Genomic DNA, 18,862 nt, shown 5'->3' with positions numbered 1-18,862 from the left:
TCCGCTGTCCACGGCGGACAACCAGATTTGGCCGCCGACCCCCGAGGTCAATCTCAGGACCAGTCACCTTTGAATCGGCTCGGCAACGCGCCGTGCCCCGTCAGAAGGAGGCAACGTGTCCATATCCCGAGTGCGGGCGTTCGTCGCGCTCGCGTTCGCCGTCGCGGTCATCGCCGCGACGGCAGCCGTCACATCCCCCGCTCAGGCCTACTCGTCTCCCGCCATCTGGGTCGGCAGCCCGGTGGACGGGACTTGGGGCACCTACCCATACGCCGACACCACGCCCAGCGGCGGCCACCACACGGTGTTCAAGGCTTCGCCTCGCAACGACTGGAGCGTGGACCTGCCGACCGGCTCCGGCCAGGCGGTGGTCCTGTACGTGGCTCCATCCAACTCCGCGTACAACAACCAGGTCACCACGAAGGTCACCCAGATCATCGACAACGACGCCTGCCGCTACGGCGGCGGCGGCGACCTGGTGACTGTCGGCGTCTACTACAACAACACGCTTTACGGGCACACCAGCTACACCCACCTGAAGCGGGACCCGTCGCTCTACGTCGGCAAGACCGTGAGCCGATGGGGCACGACACTGGGCACCGTGGCCCACCTCAGCGGCGCAGCCACCGGCGGCAGCAACTGCTGGACCGGTCCGCACGTGCACATGGAACTGCGCGCCCAGACGCAGTACGCGTGCTGGAACCGCACCTACACCAACTTCGCGTCGCTGTGGCGGACGAACTTCGTCGGCTTCGTCAGCGGTCCGCTGACCTCGGCTGCGGTCGCCTGTCCGTGACAGCGATGCCGGCGGTGCCGAGGACGGGACGGCTCGCACTGCAGGGGCACCGAGGAACGCGTCGGTGACCACCTGACCGGCCACGGCTGACCGGCCGCGTCGGTGAGGCCTTCGGGCACGGTCTGCACGGCAGCCGGCAGACCGCCTCGGGGGCCTCACCCCCGTCTCACCGCAGGCTCACAGCGCACGACACCTGGTGTGATGCTGGGACTACACCATGCATTCATGCGACCAGTCTTACAACGCACATCGATAGACGGCATACAGCGATAAGACACGAGCAGTTATCCGTATGACGAGACGACATCCCCGCAACCGGGCCCGACGACACCGACTCGACGCTCAGCACCACCTGATCACACCGTGATCCTTGCCAACCGACGAGACTCGCGCCACACAATGAGGCATGCAAATGGAGGCCATGATGTCCAGCGGACGAATGCAGATGGCACCCCTCTACCGGCTGCTCGCAGCTGAGATCGTCAGCGAAGCATTCAACCTCGCGCGCAACGAGCTGTGGACGCAGATCCGCTCTGGCACCGTCAACCCGGTCGCCTTGCCGGGCGTCCAGGACCAGGCAGGCTTCGCGCCCACGAAGATCGACACCGTGATGGACAGCTTCATCGCTGCCCGCGTCGCCGAATACGCCCCCGGCGCCACCTACTGGAGCGAGGAGTCCCCCCGCAACACCTACCCGCAGGACGGCGACATCATCGCATGGGCCGACCCTCTCGACGGCACCACCAACACCTTCACCTTCTTCTCCGGATACGCGGCCGTGCTGTACTTCGACCGGTTCGCCAACGGCCATTACGACCACCTCGCCGGCGCCATCGCAGCCGCGGACGGTTCCATCCTTAGCTGGCAGCATTACCGCGGCCACGGCGAGGTCTTCGTCAACTGGCCGAGCGACATGGCATGGCCGGGGCTGCGCTCCCCGCACACAGCCGACGAGGGCAGCCCGCCCGCAACCCGCACCCTCGAGATCATCCCGAACGCCGCACCCGATCACGCGCTGCAGCCCGGCGAAGTCCGCTCCCACAGCGGCGTCGCGTCCCGGATCGCATCCGTCGCCACCACCAACACCCGGTTCCACGACCTCAACCAGCTGTTCGACCTCCGGCAAGACGACAGCGACGACAAGCAGTCGCGAACGATGCTGGCCACGACCGCGGGAAACCCACTCGGCGCCGCGCTCCTACTCGGCCAGCTCGGGGCCATCGTCGAGACACGACCGGTCAAGCTCCACGACGCGGCGTACCTACTGCCGCTGGCCCTGCTCGGAGGAATCGTCGTCAACCCTCTCGATTGGCAGCCCATCGACGTTCTCCAGCGATTCGCTCAAACACCATTGCACAACCGCCACATCGGCCCATTCGTAGCCGCGACGGACATAGAGGCTGTCAACTGGCTCAGCAAACGCCGACGCGGCAACTGATTCTCGCCACGCGACGAAGCTAAGCCTCGATCCACCGATGAAGGTCGGCTCTGCAGGACCCCGGATATAGAAGGTGCCCTCTGAACTGGAAGGATAGGAGTTGCGAAGCTTCTATCACTCGGTTCGAGAGGGCACCTCGTAAGTGAGATTACGCTATGGCGCGCCGGTGACGGCCGTGACGTTCGATGATCCAAATCTGGTGTCGTGTGCCGGCCTGGTTTCGGTGATGCGCCTTGCCGAGCAGGCGGGCCTGTATGACGCGGTCGCCGAGCGGGTGAGCGTGCCGACGGACAAGGGCGCGAACCCGGCGGGCAAGGTCGCCACGATCGTGTCCGGGATGCTCGCCGGGGCGGACAGCATCGATGACCTCGACGTCGCCCGGCACGGGGGTATGCGGTCGTTGTTCACCAGCGTGTACGCGCCGTCGACGCTGGGGTCGTTCCTGCGGACCTTCACCCACGGGCACGTGCGCCAGTTGCAGGCCGCGGCCCGCGACACCCTGATCGGGCTGTCGAAGCGGGCGCCGATCCTGGCCGGTGCTGGCGTGCTGTGCTTTGTGGACATCGACTCGATGCTGCGCCGGGTCTACGGCAAGCAGAAACAGGGCATCGGGTTCGGTCACGCCAAGGTCGGCGGCTACAACGTGCGGCTACGCGGCTACAACCCGCTGGTCGCGACGCTGTCCACGCCGCTGTCGGCGCCGGTGATCGCCGCGACCCGGCTGCGCGCCGGTAACGCCGGTTCCGCTCGCGGCGCCGCCAGCATGATCGCCGAGACGATCACCACCGCCCGTGCGTGCGGCGCTACCGGCGAGATCGTGGTTCGGGCCGACTCGGCGTTCTACGCCAAGACCGTCATCAGCACCTGCCGGCGCCGTGACGTGCGGTTCTCCGTCACCACCCGCATCGACGCGAAGATCCGCACCGCATGCGAGAACATCAGCGCAGACCAGTGGATCGACATCAAATATCCGCAGGCGGTCTGGGACGACGACGCCCAGCGGTGGATCTCCGACGCGCAGATCGCCGAGACCACCTACACCGCGTTCGCCGGCAGCCGACACGCGGTGACCGCCCGGCTGATCGTGCGCCGGGTCCGCCGCGACGACCCGACCCAAGCCCCGGGCCAGGAAGAACTCCTGCCCGCCTACCGCTATCACGCGGTGTTCACCGACAGCCCGTTCACCCTGATCCAGGCCGAAGCCCAGCACCGTCACCACGCTGTCATCGAGCAGGTCAACGCGGACCTGATCGGCGGGCCACTCGCGCACCTGCCATCGGGCCGGTTCAACGCCAACAACGCCTGGCTGACCTGCGCCGGCATCGCCCACAACCTCACCCGCACAGCCGGACACCTCGCCGCCGGCACCTGGCCGACCGCCCGCACCGCGACGATCCGAGCCCGGATCATCACCGTCGCCGCCCGCCTCGCCCACCGGGCCCGGACCGTTCACCTGCACCTACCCGACTACTGGCCCTGGCAGGCCGCGTTCGACAACCTGTTCACCGCCGTCCACCCCGCACCCAGCTGACCACGGCACACCGACCGGAACCAAGCGGCCCGACCACAAGCCACGAACCCCGTCCCACCCCTCAGCAACCACGCACGGAGCAAGCCGATCACGTAATCGGCAACCCCACCCTGCTCCAGAACCGCCCAATACCGGAACTATTCAACAGGCTCAGCACGAACCGCGTCGGTGGATCGAGGCTAAGACGGGCACCGAGACACCGCTTTCCACACTCCGCCGAAGCAGCCCCGGCAGGGCTTTACGCCCCTCGGCGGTCACAGGTCAGTGACAACCTGCTCGATCCTCTTCGCCGCTGACGGCTTCACCTTCCCTGACACGCGCACCAGCACTCGACCATCGTCGGCCCGATAGTGGTACTCGGTGCCAAGGATCGGCAGCGATTTCAAGGCGTCCTGGATGTACGTCGACCGGCGGTCGACGTCGTCCTTCGTCGGAACGACCTCGATCACCATGCCGCGGTCAACGGTGTACTTCTCGCCTTCCTAGTCCCCACCAGGCAGGTCGCCGGCGGCCCGGGACGTGTAGCCGTTGAGGCGGCCAAGAAGGTCGTTGGGATCCGTGTCTTCGTCCTGCACGGCGCCCTTGGTCAGGCCAACATCCGCGTTGGCCAGCTTGTCGAGGACGGTCTTCGCATCAAGCCGCGCGGCCGGGGCTGAGGCGGAAGCTACGGGAGCCGTGCTGGCGCCCACTGCGGCCGGCGCGCGGGTGTATTGGGCTGGCTGCCGCCGCATCCGGCGACGCCGAGCGCGACAAGAGCGAGAGCGCTGGTCCGGGTATACACGAACCGATCATGCGGCCGAAACCCTCTCTGTCCAGAGTGCAGAAGGTGTCACATGACCGACAGCGGTTATCGAAATAGCCCCAGTTCACACGTATTGCCTCGTGCGGTAGTACGGCAGCCGCCGCTTCAAGACAATGCCGGCGAGGTATCCAGGCTCCGCAAGTCAACCAGCACGATCGCACCGGTCGAGCCCTCACCCAGCTACCATCCTCACTGGGCTCAGCGGCCAGGAGCAGCCGGGCCACCGACAGCTGCACCCCAGACGAAATGACCATCTCGCAATCCTCACCCAACGCGTTGCCGGGCGCAGCGTTTTCGCTGTGGCTGGTCGGCATCGACAGCTACGTGAGGTTGCGAGCCTCGCCCGGCGCGGTGGCTCTCCCGCCAGCAGCAGGAGGAGCTGCGGGCAACCTTGTTCAACTTCAACGCGATGCGATCCTCGCCCGACGCGGTGGCCGGGCGGCGGACTGCTCGGCTTGCCTGGGGCGATGGCAAACAGGACAGCCTACCGCCACCGCCCTCGGCGCCCGCGGCCGCGAACGGCCTACGGCCATCCTGAGCCGGAGCGCGTCTGCGGCGGAGGCTCAATGACCGCAACCCGCGCGGAGCGCCAAACCGCCGAAACAGCCGAAGCTCTCCCCCACTTCGAGCATGGCAATGCCCCTGCGCCCCAGGGCGATTGCATAGTCGGCCAACGGGCCGTTGACCAGGAGTTTCGAGACGAGTTCGGCCTCTATGGAGGCGTAGGAAGCGGGTGAGGCCGCATCGGTGATCATGGAGTTGCGACGCTTCATGACTCCGAGGAAGACCCCACCCGCCGATGGCATCATCTCTCATCCCTGCACTGGCCGTAGCAGCACCCGCCTGCATCGCCGAGGCAGTGCCAGTCACCGACGGTGAACACGGCGGGCTGCTGCACGCGCTCGCCGCTGTTCCTGATCCACGCGACCCACGAGGCGTGCGGTACCCGCTGACCCCGCCACTGGCGGTGGCGGTCTGTGCCGTCATGGCCGGGGCGTCGTCGTTCGCCGCGATCACGGATTGGCTGCACGACCTGGACGAAGGTGCCCAGGAACAGCTCGTGTTCACCGCAGGAGTGCCGGTCGGCAGCACGATCTGGCGTCTGCTGACGCGCCTGGACGACACGCTGCTCGGCACTGTCCTGGCCAGCTGGCTGCGTACCCGCACTCCCGCCGAGGTGACCGCGCCGAGGCGGTACCGCACGGTGATCGCCATCGACGGCAAGACCCTGCGTGTGCGACACGAGGTCGCATGTGTTGAGTGGATCACGGTGGAGGAGGTGCCGTTGTGGTGACGTGATCCCCGGTCCGTGCTTGGTGGCCGGTCTCCTCCCTGGCGTGCGTCGCGGGTGACTGCGGGGTGCGGAGCCCAGGGTTCAAGCCGAAGGGTCCTCGTTCCTTCCGGGGGCTACGGGTGAGGAGAAGGACGGGCGGGCGAACGTGAGTGAACCCTTGGTTGATGCCTCGTCATCTTGAAGGTCCGGGTGGAGGGAAGTGGGACCGGGCCGAGATCAGGGACTGGCCGTTGAGAAGCGGCGGATGCCGGCGGTGGAACGTAGCGCTGCTGGGTGAGCACCATCGTCCCCGGGGTACAGAGGGCGCCCTATCCGTGCGTGTCTCATGCATGCGGAACGTGGAAACCCCGTCCAGGTCCAGCTTCAACGGCTGGTAGGCCGACCGTGAGGAAGGCGGAAGTCCTGGCCGGGAACAGGATGGCCCGAGAAGCGAAGGCCGGGATGCCGAAAGGCGACGGGAAGGGCATCACAGGGTGCGGCCGCCTCCTGGCCGTGTGGTGCCGAACCGACCGGATACGGGCAGCGCCGTGTCGTTGGTGCGGTGGTGCCCGGCCCGAGAGGGAGCCCACGCGGGTCAGGTGAGTCTGTGGAGATGGTGATGGGCATGACGTCAGCGCCTGCGGGGACGTTGGACGCCGCTGTTTCGGCGGTGAACGGAGCGCAGGGCTTTCCCGACGACTGGGACCAGGTGAACTGGACCCAGGCGGAGGAGGAAGTACGACGGCTGCGCCAGCGGATCTTCACGGCGTCGCAGGCAAGAGCGCACCGCAAGGTACGTAGTCTGCAACGGTTGATGCTGCGATCCCGGGCAAACGCGTTACTCAGTGCGCGCCGGGTCGCGCAGGTCAACCAGGGGCGAGCGACAGCAGGGGTCGACGGCCGGACCGCGCTGACCGGTCCCGAGCGGGTGGATCTCGCCCGCTGGGTCCAGCAGCGCGGGTGTCGACCGATGGCCCGGCCCGTCCGCCGGATCTACATCCCGAAGGCCAACGGCAAACGGCGTCCGCTCGGTATCCCCGTGATCGCCGACCGGGCGGCGCAAGCCGTGGTGCTGAACGCGCTGGAGCCTGAATGGGAGGCACGGTTCGAGTCGAGGAGCTACGGCTTCCGGCCCGGCCGGGGGTGTCATGACGCGATCGAGGCGATTTTCGCCGTCTGCAAGGGCAAGAACCCGAAGCGGGCATGGGTCCTCGACGCGGACCTGACAGCGGCGTTCGACCGGATCGACCATGACCGGCTCCTGGGCCACCTGCACGGATTCCCCGCCAGGGAACCCGTCGCCCGGTGGCTCAAAGCGGGTGTGGTCGAGAACCGGCAGTACGCCCCGACCGAGGAGGGCACCCCGCAGGGCGGAGTGATCAGCCCACTGCTGATGAACATTGCCCTGCACGGGATCGAGACAGCAGCCGGGGCCCGGCAGCAGACCACCCCGTCGCATCGGGGCTGGTCGGTGCCCGGAACCCCGGTCGTGGTCAGATACGCCGACGACCTGGTCGCGCTCTGCTCCACCCGGGAGCAGGCCGAACAGGTCAAGCAACGCCTCGTCCAGTGGCTGGCGCCGCGAGGATTGGCGTTCAACGAGGACAAGACACGCATCGTGCACTTGTCCGACGGGTTCGACTTCCTCGGCTTCACCGTCCGCCACTACCGCAATCCCGGGAAACTGCTGATCACACCGTCGAAAGCGGCCGTCAAGCGGTTCCGCGCCCGGCTGCGGACCGAGGTCCGCAACCTCTACGGCGCGAACGCGATCGCCGTGATCAGCAGACTCAACCCGGTCCTGCGGGGCTGGGCCGCGTACTACCGCACGGTCGTGTCCAAGAAGGTCTTCAACGACATCGACTCCACGCTCGTCTGGACGATGCTCAAGTGGGCCCGACACCGGCACGAGACGAAGTCCTACCGATGGATCGTGAACCGCTACTTCGGGCGGTTCCACCCGACCAGGCAAGACCGATGGCTCTTCGGCGACCGGGACACCGGCGCCTGCCTGACCCGCTTGTCCTGGACGCCCATCCGCCGACACCAGATGGTCAACGCCGACGCGTCTCCGGACGACCCGGCCCTGACCTACTACTGGCGACAGCGACGACGACGCCGACTGCCACCGGACACACCCGCAGCACCAGGCCCCGCGCCTTACACCCTGCGACCGCCCACGGGACTTGCTTGAGCCGGATGCGGTGAAAGTCGCACGTCCGGTTCTGAGGGGGCCCCGGCGCAGCAATGCGCCGGGGCTACCCGACGGCGCACGCCTGCCCGACGGCCGGCAGACGCATCTGCTGTCCGCCCTGGACACCACCACCGGGATCGTGCTCGCCCAGGTCACCGTGGACGCGAAGAGCAATGAGATCACGTCGTTCGCGCCGCTGCTCGACGCCGTCGAACAGGTGCTCGGCTCCCTGGCCGGGGTGCTGTTCATCACCGACGCCCTGCACACCCAGACCGGTCACGCCGACGAGGTCACCGCCCGCCGAGCACACCTGCTCGTGCAGGTGAAGGCCAACCAGCCGACCCTGTTCAAACAGCTCAAACGGCTTCCCTGGGCGCAGATCCCGGTCGGTGACCGAACTCGCGACCGTGGTCACGGCCGCCGTGAGACCCGCACCGTCAACCGTCACCGTCGCCACCCCCGGCGGCATCGCGTTCCCACACGCCCAGCAGGCCGTGCGCATCACCCGAACCCGCATCGTCGCTGGTAGGACCAGCCGCGAGACCGCCTACCTGACCGTGTCACTACCCGCCGGCCAAGCCAGCCGGTCGACCTGCAGAGCTGGATCCGCCGACACTGGCACATCGAAAACAAGATCCACCACGTGCGCGACGTGACGTTCCGTGAAGACCTCCACCAGGCCCGGACAGGCAACGGACCCGCCGTCATCGCAACGCTGCGTAACACCGCGATCGGCTGGCACCGCACCACCGGAGCGACCAACATCGCCCGGGCCACCCGCCAAGCCAACCGCCGATCACACGACCTGATCATCGCCGTGACCAGCAGTTACCCGACAACGCAATAGCCCTGCCCCGCGCCCCGCCCAGCGCCAGGCGACGAGCAAACCCTGGCCGGCCTCGGCCAGTCCATGCCCACTTCAAGACCACGAAGGGGTATGCGGAACCGTCAGCCTCACATCACCACACGGCAACGCCGATCAACATGAGGTCGTCTGCACCGTCATCCAACCGCGCTCCGGCTATCGACTGCAGTCCCGCCCCGACCACGCTGTGGTCATCGCGGCGGAGCCAGAGCCGCCCTACCGCAGCGTCGCCGTCACGGCGGGCGAGGACAACACGACCTTCGTATAGGTCGAGTTGCCCGGAGGTGACTGGCTCGAAGACCTCGCCGGGTGCCTCCGTCACCAGGAATCGGCGAGTCGCGGTGAGTGCGGGCCTGACGTCGGCGAGCGAGACCCGTAGCGCCCCGAGGGACGCCTGGTCGCGCTTGCCGAGGAGGCGGCTGAGCACGTCCGCCGCCACACCACGGCGTAGCTGCTCGTGGTAGCGCTCGTTGGGGAACACCCGCAAGCAGCGGTAGCAGCTGGTTTCCGGGCCGCATTCACAGTCGCGGACCCGCTGCAGGGCATGGTCGAGTACGTCGCGCAGCCGCTCCGCGATGCGCCGGACGTGGCCGGCTCCTCCAGGCACGGTGTCATACAGCATGATCACGCTGCGGCCAGCGTCGGTTCGGTAGACCGTCGCGTCGATGTCGTCGCGAGAGATCTCGAGCGCGCGCACCGCCCCCTCCACCAGTGCGTAGGCGACCGATCGCCAGGCGTTGTCCTCGACTCCAATTACGACCGCACCGTCGAAGCTCAGGTCGAGGACGTCCGTCTGATATTTGTGGGCCAGCGACAGGTTTTCCATGCGGCCACGGCACTCACGGCCGCTAAGCGGGCTCTGGTGATCAACTCGACCGTCGATGGCCCGGCCGGCGAAGCCGCAAGTCGCGCAGACGAGGAAGCCGCGTCCCATCGCACCGTCGCTGATTGCCACCAGCTCACCCCGGGCACCGGCCCGGACGGTGATCGCGCCTCCGGCGAGGTCCAACTTGTCCGCGTAGAGTTCGGCGCCGGGCGACACGACATGGGTTGCGCCGTGCCATGCCCGACGCGGCGCACTGGTAGGTCGCCGGCCGGTACCGCGTGCCGCGACGAACCCGAAGACGGGAATGGCGTACTGACGGGGTACGCCGACGAGGGCGGTGCCGCAGGCCGGGCACTCCTGGTCGAGGCGGTCGATCGAGTCACGGTAGTGGCCGCATCCGTCGCACACCGCGTAGTAGCGTTGCTCAAGGTCACGCCCGGGCAGCCGGTACAGGCCAGCCGACTGCCAGACCAGTCCCCCGGCGACGACCTCCGCACCGGGTGCGTACTCGTAGATGGCCGACGAGAGGTCTCTGGCAAGCTCTAGTTGCTTGGCGATGGAGGCGTCCGCGAAGGCCAGCCGCAGCTCGACGGTGTCGACGGGAAATCCGTACTTTGGCAGAACGTTTCGGTTGGCGAGCAGCCCGAGCAGTTCGCGGCGAATGATCGTGTTCATCACGCGGCCGTACCGCGCGGCCTTGTCGTCCTGGCGAGCGGCGAAGGCCTCCTGCCGCTTCTGCTCGTACGTGTCGACATCCTGCTGCAACTCGGCCCGGACCGATTCCAGCAGTTCAGTCAGGTGCTCGACCCACCCTTCGGAGTCGACGCCGATGATGTCGCGCACCTCGGCCGGCAGCACCTGCCGCAGCGAGTCGGTGACCTGTGGAGGGACCGGGTTGAGGAAGTCGCGGACCAATGTGACCGGGGCGATCCCGTCGTCACCTGGCAGGAAGAACTCCCCTGCCGTACGCCAGATGGTGCCGTGGGTCCGGAACTGGTGCCGGAAGAATGCAGCGAGCGCGACGGAGTGGCCATGCCGCCGATCGATCCGCACGTTGGTCAGGGGCACGTACGGCGCCCGTACCTCTCCGGCGATCATCCGGTCGGGCTCGGCAAAGCGGGAGAGGTCATGCGAGCGGCGCTGGGCATAGGTGAGCACGAGCGCGGCTGAATCGGTTCGGCGGCCGGCCCGACCGGCTCGCTGGACGTAGTTGGCGGTGGTCGGTGGCATGTTGCGCAGCATGACGGCTTGTAGCTCACCGACGTCGACGCCGAGTTCGAACGTGGTGGAGCAGGAGAGGGCGTTGACTTCGCCGCGGACGAACTGCTGCTGGATTTCGGCGGCTCGTTCGCTGGTCCACTGGGCGGTGTGTTCGAGTACGCGCAGCGGCACCGGGTTCATGTCCCGGTAGACGTTGCGGTAGTGGTCCGGGTCGGTGTCCACAGCAGGAGGCGTCCAGGATTCGAGGTCGCCGGTGCAGGCCATGGTGGGGCAGGTGGCGCGGACGTTGAACGGGGTGAGCTTGCGGCACCTGCCGCACTGCCACATGGCCAGACCGCTGGCCGTGGGCGTGCAGGTGATCAGGGCGGAGTCGAGCTGGTGAACCTGTCCGATGCCGGCTTCGGTGCCAGCGATCAGCCACTCGGCCTGTGGTCCCTTGGTCAGCAGGCGCCACACGCCTTCCAGCAGCTGGGTCGGGTCCGTCTGCCGATTGAGCCGGGCGAGCACGCGGGTCACGAAGTCGGCCCGTCGGTTGGTCCCCCGGGTCGGCAACCAGCTGAGCACCTTGCGGCGCGGATCGGAGCCGGTGCCACGTACGTAGATCGGGCCGAGCCGTGGCTGGAACGCCTCGTCGTGGGGGTCCACGCCGTCGAGGGCAGCGACGGCGCCCTGGAGTCGGATCGAGCGGATCAGTTCGGCGAGCAGCGCCCAGGCTTCCTCGTCGGTAAGGCCGAGGGCAAGCAGTGGCTGGGGTGGTCGCCAGGCGGGGTCGCGGGACATGTCCCAGGCGACAAGTCCCCTGCCTTCCAGTGAGTTGCGTTCGTCGACGCCGACGGCTTCCACCTGCGCCCAGAGGGCGACCTGCCGTTCCCGCGCCTGTCGGCTCTGCCGGCGTTCGAAGATGCCGTAACGGTCAGCGGCCCGGGATGTGTGGTAGACGACGTCTTCGAGGCGTACTTCGTCACCGCCTGCTGCGGCGGCGACGGCGCCCTCGTGAAGCAGCCGTCGGCGCTGCATCCGCTCGTAGGAGTCTTCAAGGTAGGGCGCGAAGTACGCCGCTGACTGCCGGCTGTCGCTGAACAGCAGCAGCTTGCGCCCGCCGCCTCGCAGGCCCTGCTGGATGGGATCGGAGGCCACGGGCAGCTTCTGATAGAGGGCGGTCGCCAGGACCGAGGCGGAGGCTTCGTTGCCGCTGGCGAAGAGCCGGATCAGACCAGCTCCGCGTCCCCCGCACGCGAGGCATGCCGTGAGTTCGTCGCTGCGCTGCCGTAGGAAACGTACGGCCCGCATGGCGCCGTCCGGGCAGCGCGGGCAGTTGGCCGCCTTTCCGATCTGGAACACCCCGCAGCGGGTGCACAGCACGCCCAGCTCCCCGGTGGCCTGGGCAGCACCGCTGAACATCTCCTCGTCCTCGTCGGTCGCCACTTCGTCGACCAGCGCCATCCATACCTGCTGCTCGTCGCGGGAGCGGCGGGACCGGAACACGGTGAAGGTGCCGACCCGCTCTAGGGTGCCCATCAGGTAGACGGTGCCGCAGCGGCGGCAGGTGCCGAACTCGAAGGCGGCGTCGCCGCACCGTCCGCAGCGCTCGTGCCGGGTCAGACTGACGTGCGGCCCGTTGGCTCCGAGGCAGGCGAAAGCGCCTTCCGTCGCGCGGGCGAAGAGGTGGTAGCGGGCGGAGAGCACCGGAGTGCCGGCCTCGTCGTGCACGCTGTTGGCCAAGGCGACCATCGAGGCGGTCTCGGGTGCTCCGCTACCAGGGAACAGTGCCTGGGCTACCTCGTGCAGCGGTATCGGCCCGTGCGCGAGCAGCGCCTTGAGCCGGCGAACGCGCTGCTCGTACGCCAGCGCCTCGGCGGGGTCGTCCCCGGCGTACCCGTGCTGACGGGCGAGGGCCACGACGGCGCCGGCGGGGTCCGGCGCGTTGAGCAGCTTCTCGTACGCCGTGGCGGCCAGGGGTCCCCACTCGGGTCCCGGCGGCAGCTGGACCCGGTCGGCGGTGACGACGTCCTGCCTCGCCTCATCCGCGGGGTCGTACTCGAACGGGACAGGGAAGAGGGAGGCAGCGAAGTCGACCACGGCTCCCATGTCGTGCCCGACGGTCGCGCTCGTCGCGATGCACTGCACCGGCCGGCCCGAATCCACCCGATCGACAAGTCGGCGCAGCAGCATCGCCAGCTCGGCCCCGCGAGCCCCGTCGTAGACGTGCGCCTCGTCGACGACGATGAACTGCCAGTGCCCGGCGTGCTCACCCTCGAACAGGTCCATGTCCAAGGGCCGCAGCAGCAGGTATTCGAGCATGGCGTAGTTGGTCAGCAGGAAGTGCGGCGGTCGCTGCTGCATCTCCTCCCGGCCGAGCAGTTCGTTGGGCAGCGGCTGCTCGCCAGGGTTCTGCTGCTCGAAGACCTCAGCGGCCTCCCGGCGGCTGCGGTGGGTCTCACCCGTGTAGCGGCCAAAGGTGATCTCCGGTGCCTCGGCCAGCAGGCCCCGCAGCCGCTTCATCTGATCGTTGGCCAGCGCGTTCATCGGGTACAGCAGCAGCGCCCGCACGCCGGGCCCGAGGGTGCCCGCCGCACGTTCGGCCATCAGCTGGCTCAGGATGGGGATGAGAAAGCTCTCGGTCTTGCCGGATCCGGTGCCGGTGGCGACGACGATGTTGCGCCCTGCGGTTGCCTTCCGGATCGCCCGCTCCTGGTGTTGGTAGAGCGGACGGTCCATGGCCAGCCCGGCACTCAAACTGGCGATGCCGGGATGGAGTACGCCCGCGTCGATGAGCTGCCGGGGCGTGGTGCTGGGGACGTAGGGCGGGGTCGCCTCGAGCAGCGGCCCCTTGGTGATCTCCTGGTTGATCGCCTCGCCGATCGCAGTGTCGAGCGCGGCCGCGAGCCGGGGATCCTTTGGCTCCACGAGGGAACGAAGATAGCGCCGGTAGGTGGAGACGATCGCGTCGCTGGTGGCGAGGGGGTCGAGGATCATTCGGCTGCTCCGGCTCCGGTCAGGAGGAATTCCGCGAGGAGTAGGTCGATGGCCACAAGGCGCGGCGCGCTGCGGGCGAGCGTCGCGTGCGGGGGCAGGGTTCGTGGTAGCAGTCCGGCCGGGGCCGTGTGCCCTCGGGCGGCCAGCCGCGCCACGAAGGCGAACGCCAGCGACAGTGCGGGGAGAGCGAGCCATCCTCGAGTGGGGTTGCGGGCCTGCACCGCCGCTACCACCCGCGGCCCGCCACACTCGGCCAAGGGCTTCTGCAGGGCGCGCAGCAGCCCCTCCGCGCTGCTGGAGAGCCGTCCCAGGCCAGGCCTCACCCGTACCTCGAACAGGTGGCGGGCCGCAACCATCCGTTCGTCGGCGTCGAGCAGGCCGCCGGGAACGACGCGCATCGCCCGCCACACCCGGTCGCGTTCCTCGGCCGGCAGCAACGCGAACACCTCGGCCGACTGGTCGAACCTGCCGACCGTCTCGTACGGATCGGGGCCGCCGGCGAGCAGGTGCGCGGCCACCTCCCCGCAGACCGAGGCGATCTGTTCCCGCAGATCGGCTTGAAAGGCGATGCCGGGCAGCCGGTAAGCCGAGGCGAGCATTGCCGCCAGCGGGCTCGCCGTCCATAGCCGCGCCTCGTCGGCTGCACTGACGTACCTGTCGGGAGGCAGGGCGATCAGACCGGAGTGCACCAGGGGTGCGACCACTTGGTCAGCCGAGGCGCGGTGCTTGGTGAGCGCGGCCAGCGCGGCGGCGGGATGCGGGCGAAGGAGCGCTGCGGCGCCCCGAATGTTGGCCGTGACACCTCGGGCATGAAGGTCGTCCGCGCGCGGGTAGAGGTCGAACAGCAGCGGCGCGATGTCCGGTCGGTCGGGCAGGGCACTTGCTCCGGCCAGGTACGCCGAGACCGCCTCACCCGCCGGGTCCTGGCCGGTCGGCTGCCACGTCAGCTCGGCGAGGTCGAAGGCGTTGTCGCGGCCGGGCCACTCTGGCCAGTCCGACGGCAACCACGGATCCTCGATGCGCAGCAGTGCCACGAGGGGCCCCGCCGCCGTGACCCGCGAGGGGAGCTGGTCACTGACCAGGTCCGCGCTGATGCGTGCGAGGTACGGCGGTTGCCACGGCGCGTACACCTGGTACAGCGCGGCCGTCAGCCCCTCGGCCCGCACGCCGTCGACCAGCACCAGCCGGCCGCCCTCGATGTGCACCGCGCTGGCGAGGCGTCGAGGTACGCAGCGCGCTACCGGGAAGTCCTGCCCGTCAAAGCGGACGTCGAGCTGGGCGAGCCCGTGTGCGCCGACCGTGTCGGCGATGGCCGCGAGCCGAAACCGGGCCATCGGCTGCCCATAGGTCGCTCCCGACGGAACGGTTTGCAGCTCACGGCCCCCGGACCGGACGATCAGCCGTGCGTCCGCCGCCCGCGGCAGCCGCACCAGCAGTTCACCCTCGCCGATCGTCTCGGTGTCCAGACGCAGTGGCTGCAGGCACCATTCGCCGCGGCTATCGCCGCCCAGCCGCTGAATCGCCATGTGGGCGGGCGTGATCCGTACGGTGGCCGCGCCGGCCGGGCTGTCGAGCTGCAGCTCGGCAGCGGTATCGGCGGGGCCCAAATCAGTCATCGCGGGCGTGACCGATAGGCCGGGCAGGGTGGCGTCGGCCCGCACGGTGGCCGGTTCCAGCCCGTCCGCCGTGATTTTCCGCCAGGAGGGGTTGGACCTGGCGGACAGCCCTTCGGCGAACTCCAGCGTGCGGACCAGGCCTCGGCCGAGCGGACCCCGGACGGTGATCTCGTACGCGCCGACCAGGGGACGGACCAGATGCCGCCACGGGTCGACCGCCGTGTCGTGGCCCACCGACAGGCTCTCGGTGTGCAGAAGCTGGCCGGAGCCGGGCCGGCGGATCCGGATCGACCATTCGGTGGTCACGCCGGGATCGGTCGGCAGGGTCAATCGCGGTGCCGTAGCAACGACCGGCGCGCCGACTAGGCTGCTCATCCCGGGCAACGGCTGGGCGAGCTGCAGTTGGGCGCGGCGGGCACCCTTGACCCGGCGGGGCGTCCCATCCCCCAGCCGCAGCTGGGACACCTGGCGAAGATCAGCACGGCGCAGCGCCCAGCCGAGCCAGCCGTACGGCGCCGGAACTTCGTACGTGTCGAGCAGGTCGCCCTCGAACCGCAGTTCGAGCGGCCCACCGCCATCGCCTTCCTGCGGATACAGCAACCAGACCGGCTCAGGCGGGAGACCGGAGGTTGCCGGCACCCGTCGACCGTCCTCAGTAAAGACCAACAGGGGGTCGCGCGGGTCGACCACGTCCAGTTCGTACTCCTGGTCGTAGCCAGCCGGCTCGACCGCCACCTGGCGGGCGGGGCGCGTGATGGCCACCGCTGTTGCGGGGGCCGTCTCGCGCGTGCCCGGCCAACGCGACTGGCTGACGACCGACTCAACCTGGCCGTCAGAACGCAACCGCCACATGACACGACCGTCCAGTGCGTCGTGAATCGGCGGCAGCCACACCAGCAGGCCCCGACCGAACGGCTCCAATTCCAGGTGAGGACGCTGCTGCGCCGCCGCCGCGTCAGCTGATCCCGCGCGCTCTGAGCTGCCGGTCCAGTCGAGCTGATCCGCCTCTGCGAGCGCGTGGGCCTTGGCAACCAGATGTGGGGAGAGTCCGAGTCCGTCGGCGGTAAACCCCGGCTGCCGCAACCGCTCTAGAAGGTCGAGGCAGCGGTCGATGAGGTCCGCAGCGTAGTCATCGCCGCGCTGGAGGAACCGCTGCGCCGGTTTATCGGTCCCGCTCAGGCGCGACTCGCGTCCGGGCGCGAGCGCCCAGGCGAGGAAGCCCTCACCGGTGAGTCCGGGCTCGCGGGACTGGCGTTGCAGAAGGAGATTCAGCAGATCGCCGAGGCAGTATGCGGGGATTCCGGCGTGCATGAGGATCTCACCGACGTTGACCTGCGGCAGACCATGAAACCGGGCCAGGCGGAAGTGGTCGAGGTTGGCGCGGAAGGCCCTTCCCCACAGCGTCTGGTCAACCTGACTCGGCGCCTCGTTGTGGACGGCGCTCCAGTAGTCGCCCTGCTCGTAGCCGACGGCACCGATCCCGGCCAGGCCGACGACCAGGCACGCGGGATAGTGACGGGTGAGCAGCCGCTGCCGGTCGAGGGGCGCGGTGTACCAAAAGACCCGTCCCAGGGCACGGATGACCTCTTTGGCATGGTCCTCCGGCGCGTCAATCTCGGCGACGAGCGACACCGCACGCAGGGCTGGCGCCCACTCAGCTTCCCGGAGACGAAGTACCTCGGATGCGTGTGACACGATCTCCCTCATCTGAACTGGGGTCGACGCCGTACGGCGACTATGCAAGCGAGCTGCGGTGGATTCAAGACAATTCGAACGCCTTGGCATCCACCCCGCCCGATCAGTCAGCAAGGCAGGCCCACTCGGCCACGACGGCGGGCAGGTCAGGTCGAACGTCGCCCCACTCAGGGGGAGTCGGGCTGGCCCGCTCGAGTAGCGATCGCAGTGCGATGCCCGCGTCGTCCACGGCTTCCCAACGCATTGATTAGACCTCGTCAACGCGGTCTTGTATCTACTCCGACGGTTCGGTGAGAAGTTGGGCGATGTGTTCGGTGGCTTGTTGGCGGCGGGTGGCGTTGACGCGGGTGTAGTAGCGCATGAGGGTGCCTGGGTCGTGGCCGAGTCGTTCGGCGACTTCGTGGATGCCGTATCCGGCGTCGAGGTAGGTGGAGGCGAGCAGGTGCCGGATCTGGTGGGGTCCGATGGGGCGGACTCCGGCGCGGGTGGCGAGGTGGTTGAAGCGGCTGGTGACGTTGTCGGGCCGCAGGGGTAGGCCAGTGCGGCCGGTGAACATATACCGCGAACCGGCAGCCGGCATCGTAGAGGTGAGGGTCTTGAGGGTCACCGGATCAAGGATGAGGGTTCGGGTGCTGTTGTGGGACTTGGGTGGCTTGTCGCGCACTCGGCTGGCCGGGTCTTCGACGACGCGTTGCCGGCGGACGGTGAGGGTGGCCAGGTCCGGTTCCAGGTCGCGCCACTGCAGGCCGCACAGTTCACCGCGTCGTAGGCCGGTGACCAGCAGCAGCCGCCACAGCGGGTAGAGCCGGTCATGGTGGACGTGGTCGAGGAAGCGGCGGGCTTCGGTGAGGGTCCAGACAGGCCGCAGGGTGTCGCTTTCGCGTGGCCGGTGCGCGCCGAGGGTCAAGCCGGTCTGCTCGCCGTATGCCTTGGTCAGTACGAGGTCGAGGGTGCGCAGGGTGGTGCGGGAGTAGCCGGCCGCTTCCAGTTGGCGGTAGGCGCGCTCGGTCATCCTGGCGCTGAGCCGCGAGCCTCGCACCGTGCCCAGGTAGGGGTAGATCAGGCTGAGCAGCCACGTGTAGTTGTAGAGAGTGTTCGGCTGCAGCTCCTGCTCACGGGCACGAAGCCAGTCCTGGCAGAGGGTTTCGACGGTGTCGGTAAGCCTCGGCCGGACCGTCCGCGCATCACGTTGCCGGCTGAGCCGGCGATACTCGGCCAGCGCTGCCTTCTCCGTCACGAACCCCGTCCGACGGGCCTGCATCCGCGCGCCGTTACGGTCGCGTCCCATCTCCAACCGGAACCCGTACAACCCGGCGACCGGATCCCGAACGATCACACCACCATCGACCACGACGACCTCCCCACCGCCTGGCAGTCACCTCCAGCACTGGAGGCCTACCCCAGCCATGGGAACCCCGTAACCCGCCGACACGACGGACCAGCTGCCCGCCGCAGAACACAAGCGACCGCCCATCCGATGCGGGGTCGATCGTGACCGGCGGCGTGAAACACCGACGTCACCGTACGGACATCCGTGTCGAAGGTGTGTCAGGATCATCCACAACGGACGAATGTCGAGACCTGAGGCCATGCCCTTCCGGGCCGCGGTGCCAGAGACGCAGGAAGGCT

The 18,862-nt window shown here is 68.5% G+C and carries 12 protein-coding genes; 7 read left to right on the top strand and 5 right to left on the bottom strand.

What is annotated here, in order from left to right:
* The first annotated feature begins 115 nt into the window (after positions 1-115).
* The 3 genes from ACQPYA_RS12270 to ACQPYA_RS12260 all read left to right on the top strand — a co-directional run bounded on the left by ACQPYA_RS12270 (position 116) and on the right by ACQPYA_RS12260 (position 3,765).
* A complete protein-coding gene (locus tag ACQPYA_RS12270; protein ID WP_433532722.1) occupies positions 116-796 on the top strand; it encodes a hypothetical protein in 681 nt (226 codons plus the stop codon).
* 412 nt (positions 797-1,208) lie between these two features.
* Positions 1,209-2,234 (top strand): hypothetical protein, encoded by a 1,026-nt coding sequence (locus ACQPYA_RS12265; RefSeq protein WP_433532721.1) that lies wholly within the window; start codon positions 1,209-1,211, stop codon positions 2,232-2,234.
* 142 nt (positions 2,235-2,376) lie between these two features.
* On the top strand, positions 2,377-3,765 hold the full coding sequence (locus ACQPYA_RS12260) for an IS1380 family transposase (protein ID WP_433530325.1): 1,389 nt from the start codon (positions 2,377-2,379) through the stop codon (positions 3,763-3,765).
* A 254-nt stretch (positions 3,766-4,019) separates the two neighbouring features.
* Here the strand turns inward: ACQPYA_RS12260 and ACQPYA_RS12255 are convergent, their stop codons facing one another.
* Both ACQPYA_RS12255 and ACQPYA_RS12250 read right to left on the bottom strand, forming a co-directional pair.
* Positions 4,020-4,217: a hypothetical protein gene (locus ACQPYA_RS12255; RefSeq protein ID WP_433532720.1), complete on the bottom strand. Its 198-nt coding sequence runs from the start codon at positions 4,215-4,217 to the stop codon at positions 4,020-4,022.
* A 913-nt stretch (positions 4,218-5,130) separates the two neighbouring features.
* Complete coding sequence (locus ACQPYA_RS12250; protein ID WP_433532719.1) at positions 5,131-5,340, bottom strand: hypothetical protein; 210 nt, start codon at positions 5,338-5,340, stop codon at positions 5,131-5,133.
* An 86-nt stretch (positions 5,341-5,426) separates the two neighbouring features.
* Between ACQPYA_RS12250 and ACQPYA_RS12245 the strand changes: the two genes are divergently transcribed.
* The 4 genes from ACQPYA_RS12245 (at position 5,427) to ACQPYA_RS12230 (ending at position 8,881) form a co-directional block, all read left to right on the top strand.
* Positions 5,427-5,861, top strand: coding sequence for a transposase family protein (locus ACQPYA_RS12245; RefSeq protein WP_433532718.1), 435 nt, complete (start codon positions 5,427-5,429; stop codon positions 5,859-5,861).
* Positions 5,862-6,465: 604 nt separating this feature from the next.
* The gene (gene ltrA, locus ACQPYA_RS12240) at positions 6,466-8,034 is read left to right on the top strand and encodes a group II intron reverse transcriptase/maturase (protein WP_433529233.1); all 1,569 of its coding nucleotides are present in this window, start codon (positions 6,466-6,468) and stop codon (positions 8,032-8,034) included.
* On the top strand, positions 8,027-8,563 hold the full coding sequence (locus ACQPYA_RS12235; RefSeq protein ID WP_433532717.1) for an ISAs1 family transposase: 537 nt from the start codon (positions 8,027-8,029) through the stop codon (positions 8,561-8,563). Before ltrA ends, ACQPYA_RS12235 begins: the two co-directional genes overlap by 8 nt.
* 114 nt (positions 8,564-8,677) lie before the next feature.
* Positions 8,678-8,881: a hypothetical protein gene (locus ACQPYA_RS12230; protein WP_433532716.1), complete on the top strand. Its 204-nt coding sequence runs from the start codon at positions 8,678-8,680 to the stop codon at positions 8,879-8,881.
* 112 nt (positions 8,882-8,993) lie between these two features.
* Here the strand turns inward: ACQPYA_RS12230 and ACQPYA_RS12225 are convergent, their stop codons facing one another.
* The 3 genes from ACQPYA_RS12225 to ACQPYA_RS12215 all read right to left on the bottom strand — a co-directional run bounded on the left by ACQPYA_RS12225 (position 8,994) and on the right by ACQPYA_RS12215 (position 18,584).
* Positions 8,994-13,922: a DEAD/DEAH box helicase gene (locus ACQPYA_RS12225; protein WP_433532715.1), complete on the bottom strand. Its 4,929-nt coding sequence runs from the start codon at positions 13,920-13,922 to the stop codon at positions 8,994-8,996.
* Entirely contained in the window at positions 13,919-17,170 is a 3,252-nt protein-coding gene (locus tag ACQPYA_RS12220) for a hypothetical protein (protein ID WP_433532714.1), read from the bottom strand. Before ACQPYA_RS12220 ends, ACQPYA_RS12225 begins: the two co-directional genes overlap by 4 nt.
* Before the next feature lie 337 nt (positions 17,171-17,507).
* Positions 17,508-18,584 (bottom strand): tyrosine-type recombinase/integrase, encoded by a 1,077-nt coding sequence (locus tag ACQPYA_RS12215; protein WP_433532713.1) that lies wholly within the window; start codon positions 18,582-18,584, stop codon positions 17,508-17,510.
* Between the last annotated feature and the right edge of the window lie 278 nt (positions 18,585-18,862).

Origin of the sequence: Micromonospora sp. CA-263727, assembly GCF_050942455.1 — a bacterium.
Classification (GTDB): domain Bacteria; phylum Actinomycetota; class Actinomycetes; order Mycobacteriales; family Micromonosporaceae; genus Micromonospora.
This window is presented reverse-complemented; position numbering and strand designations above follow the sequence as displayed.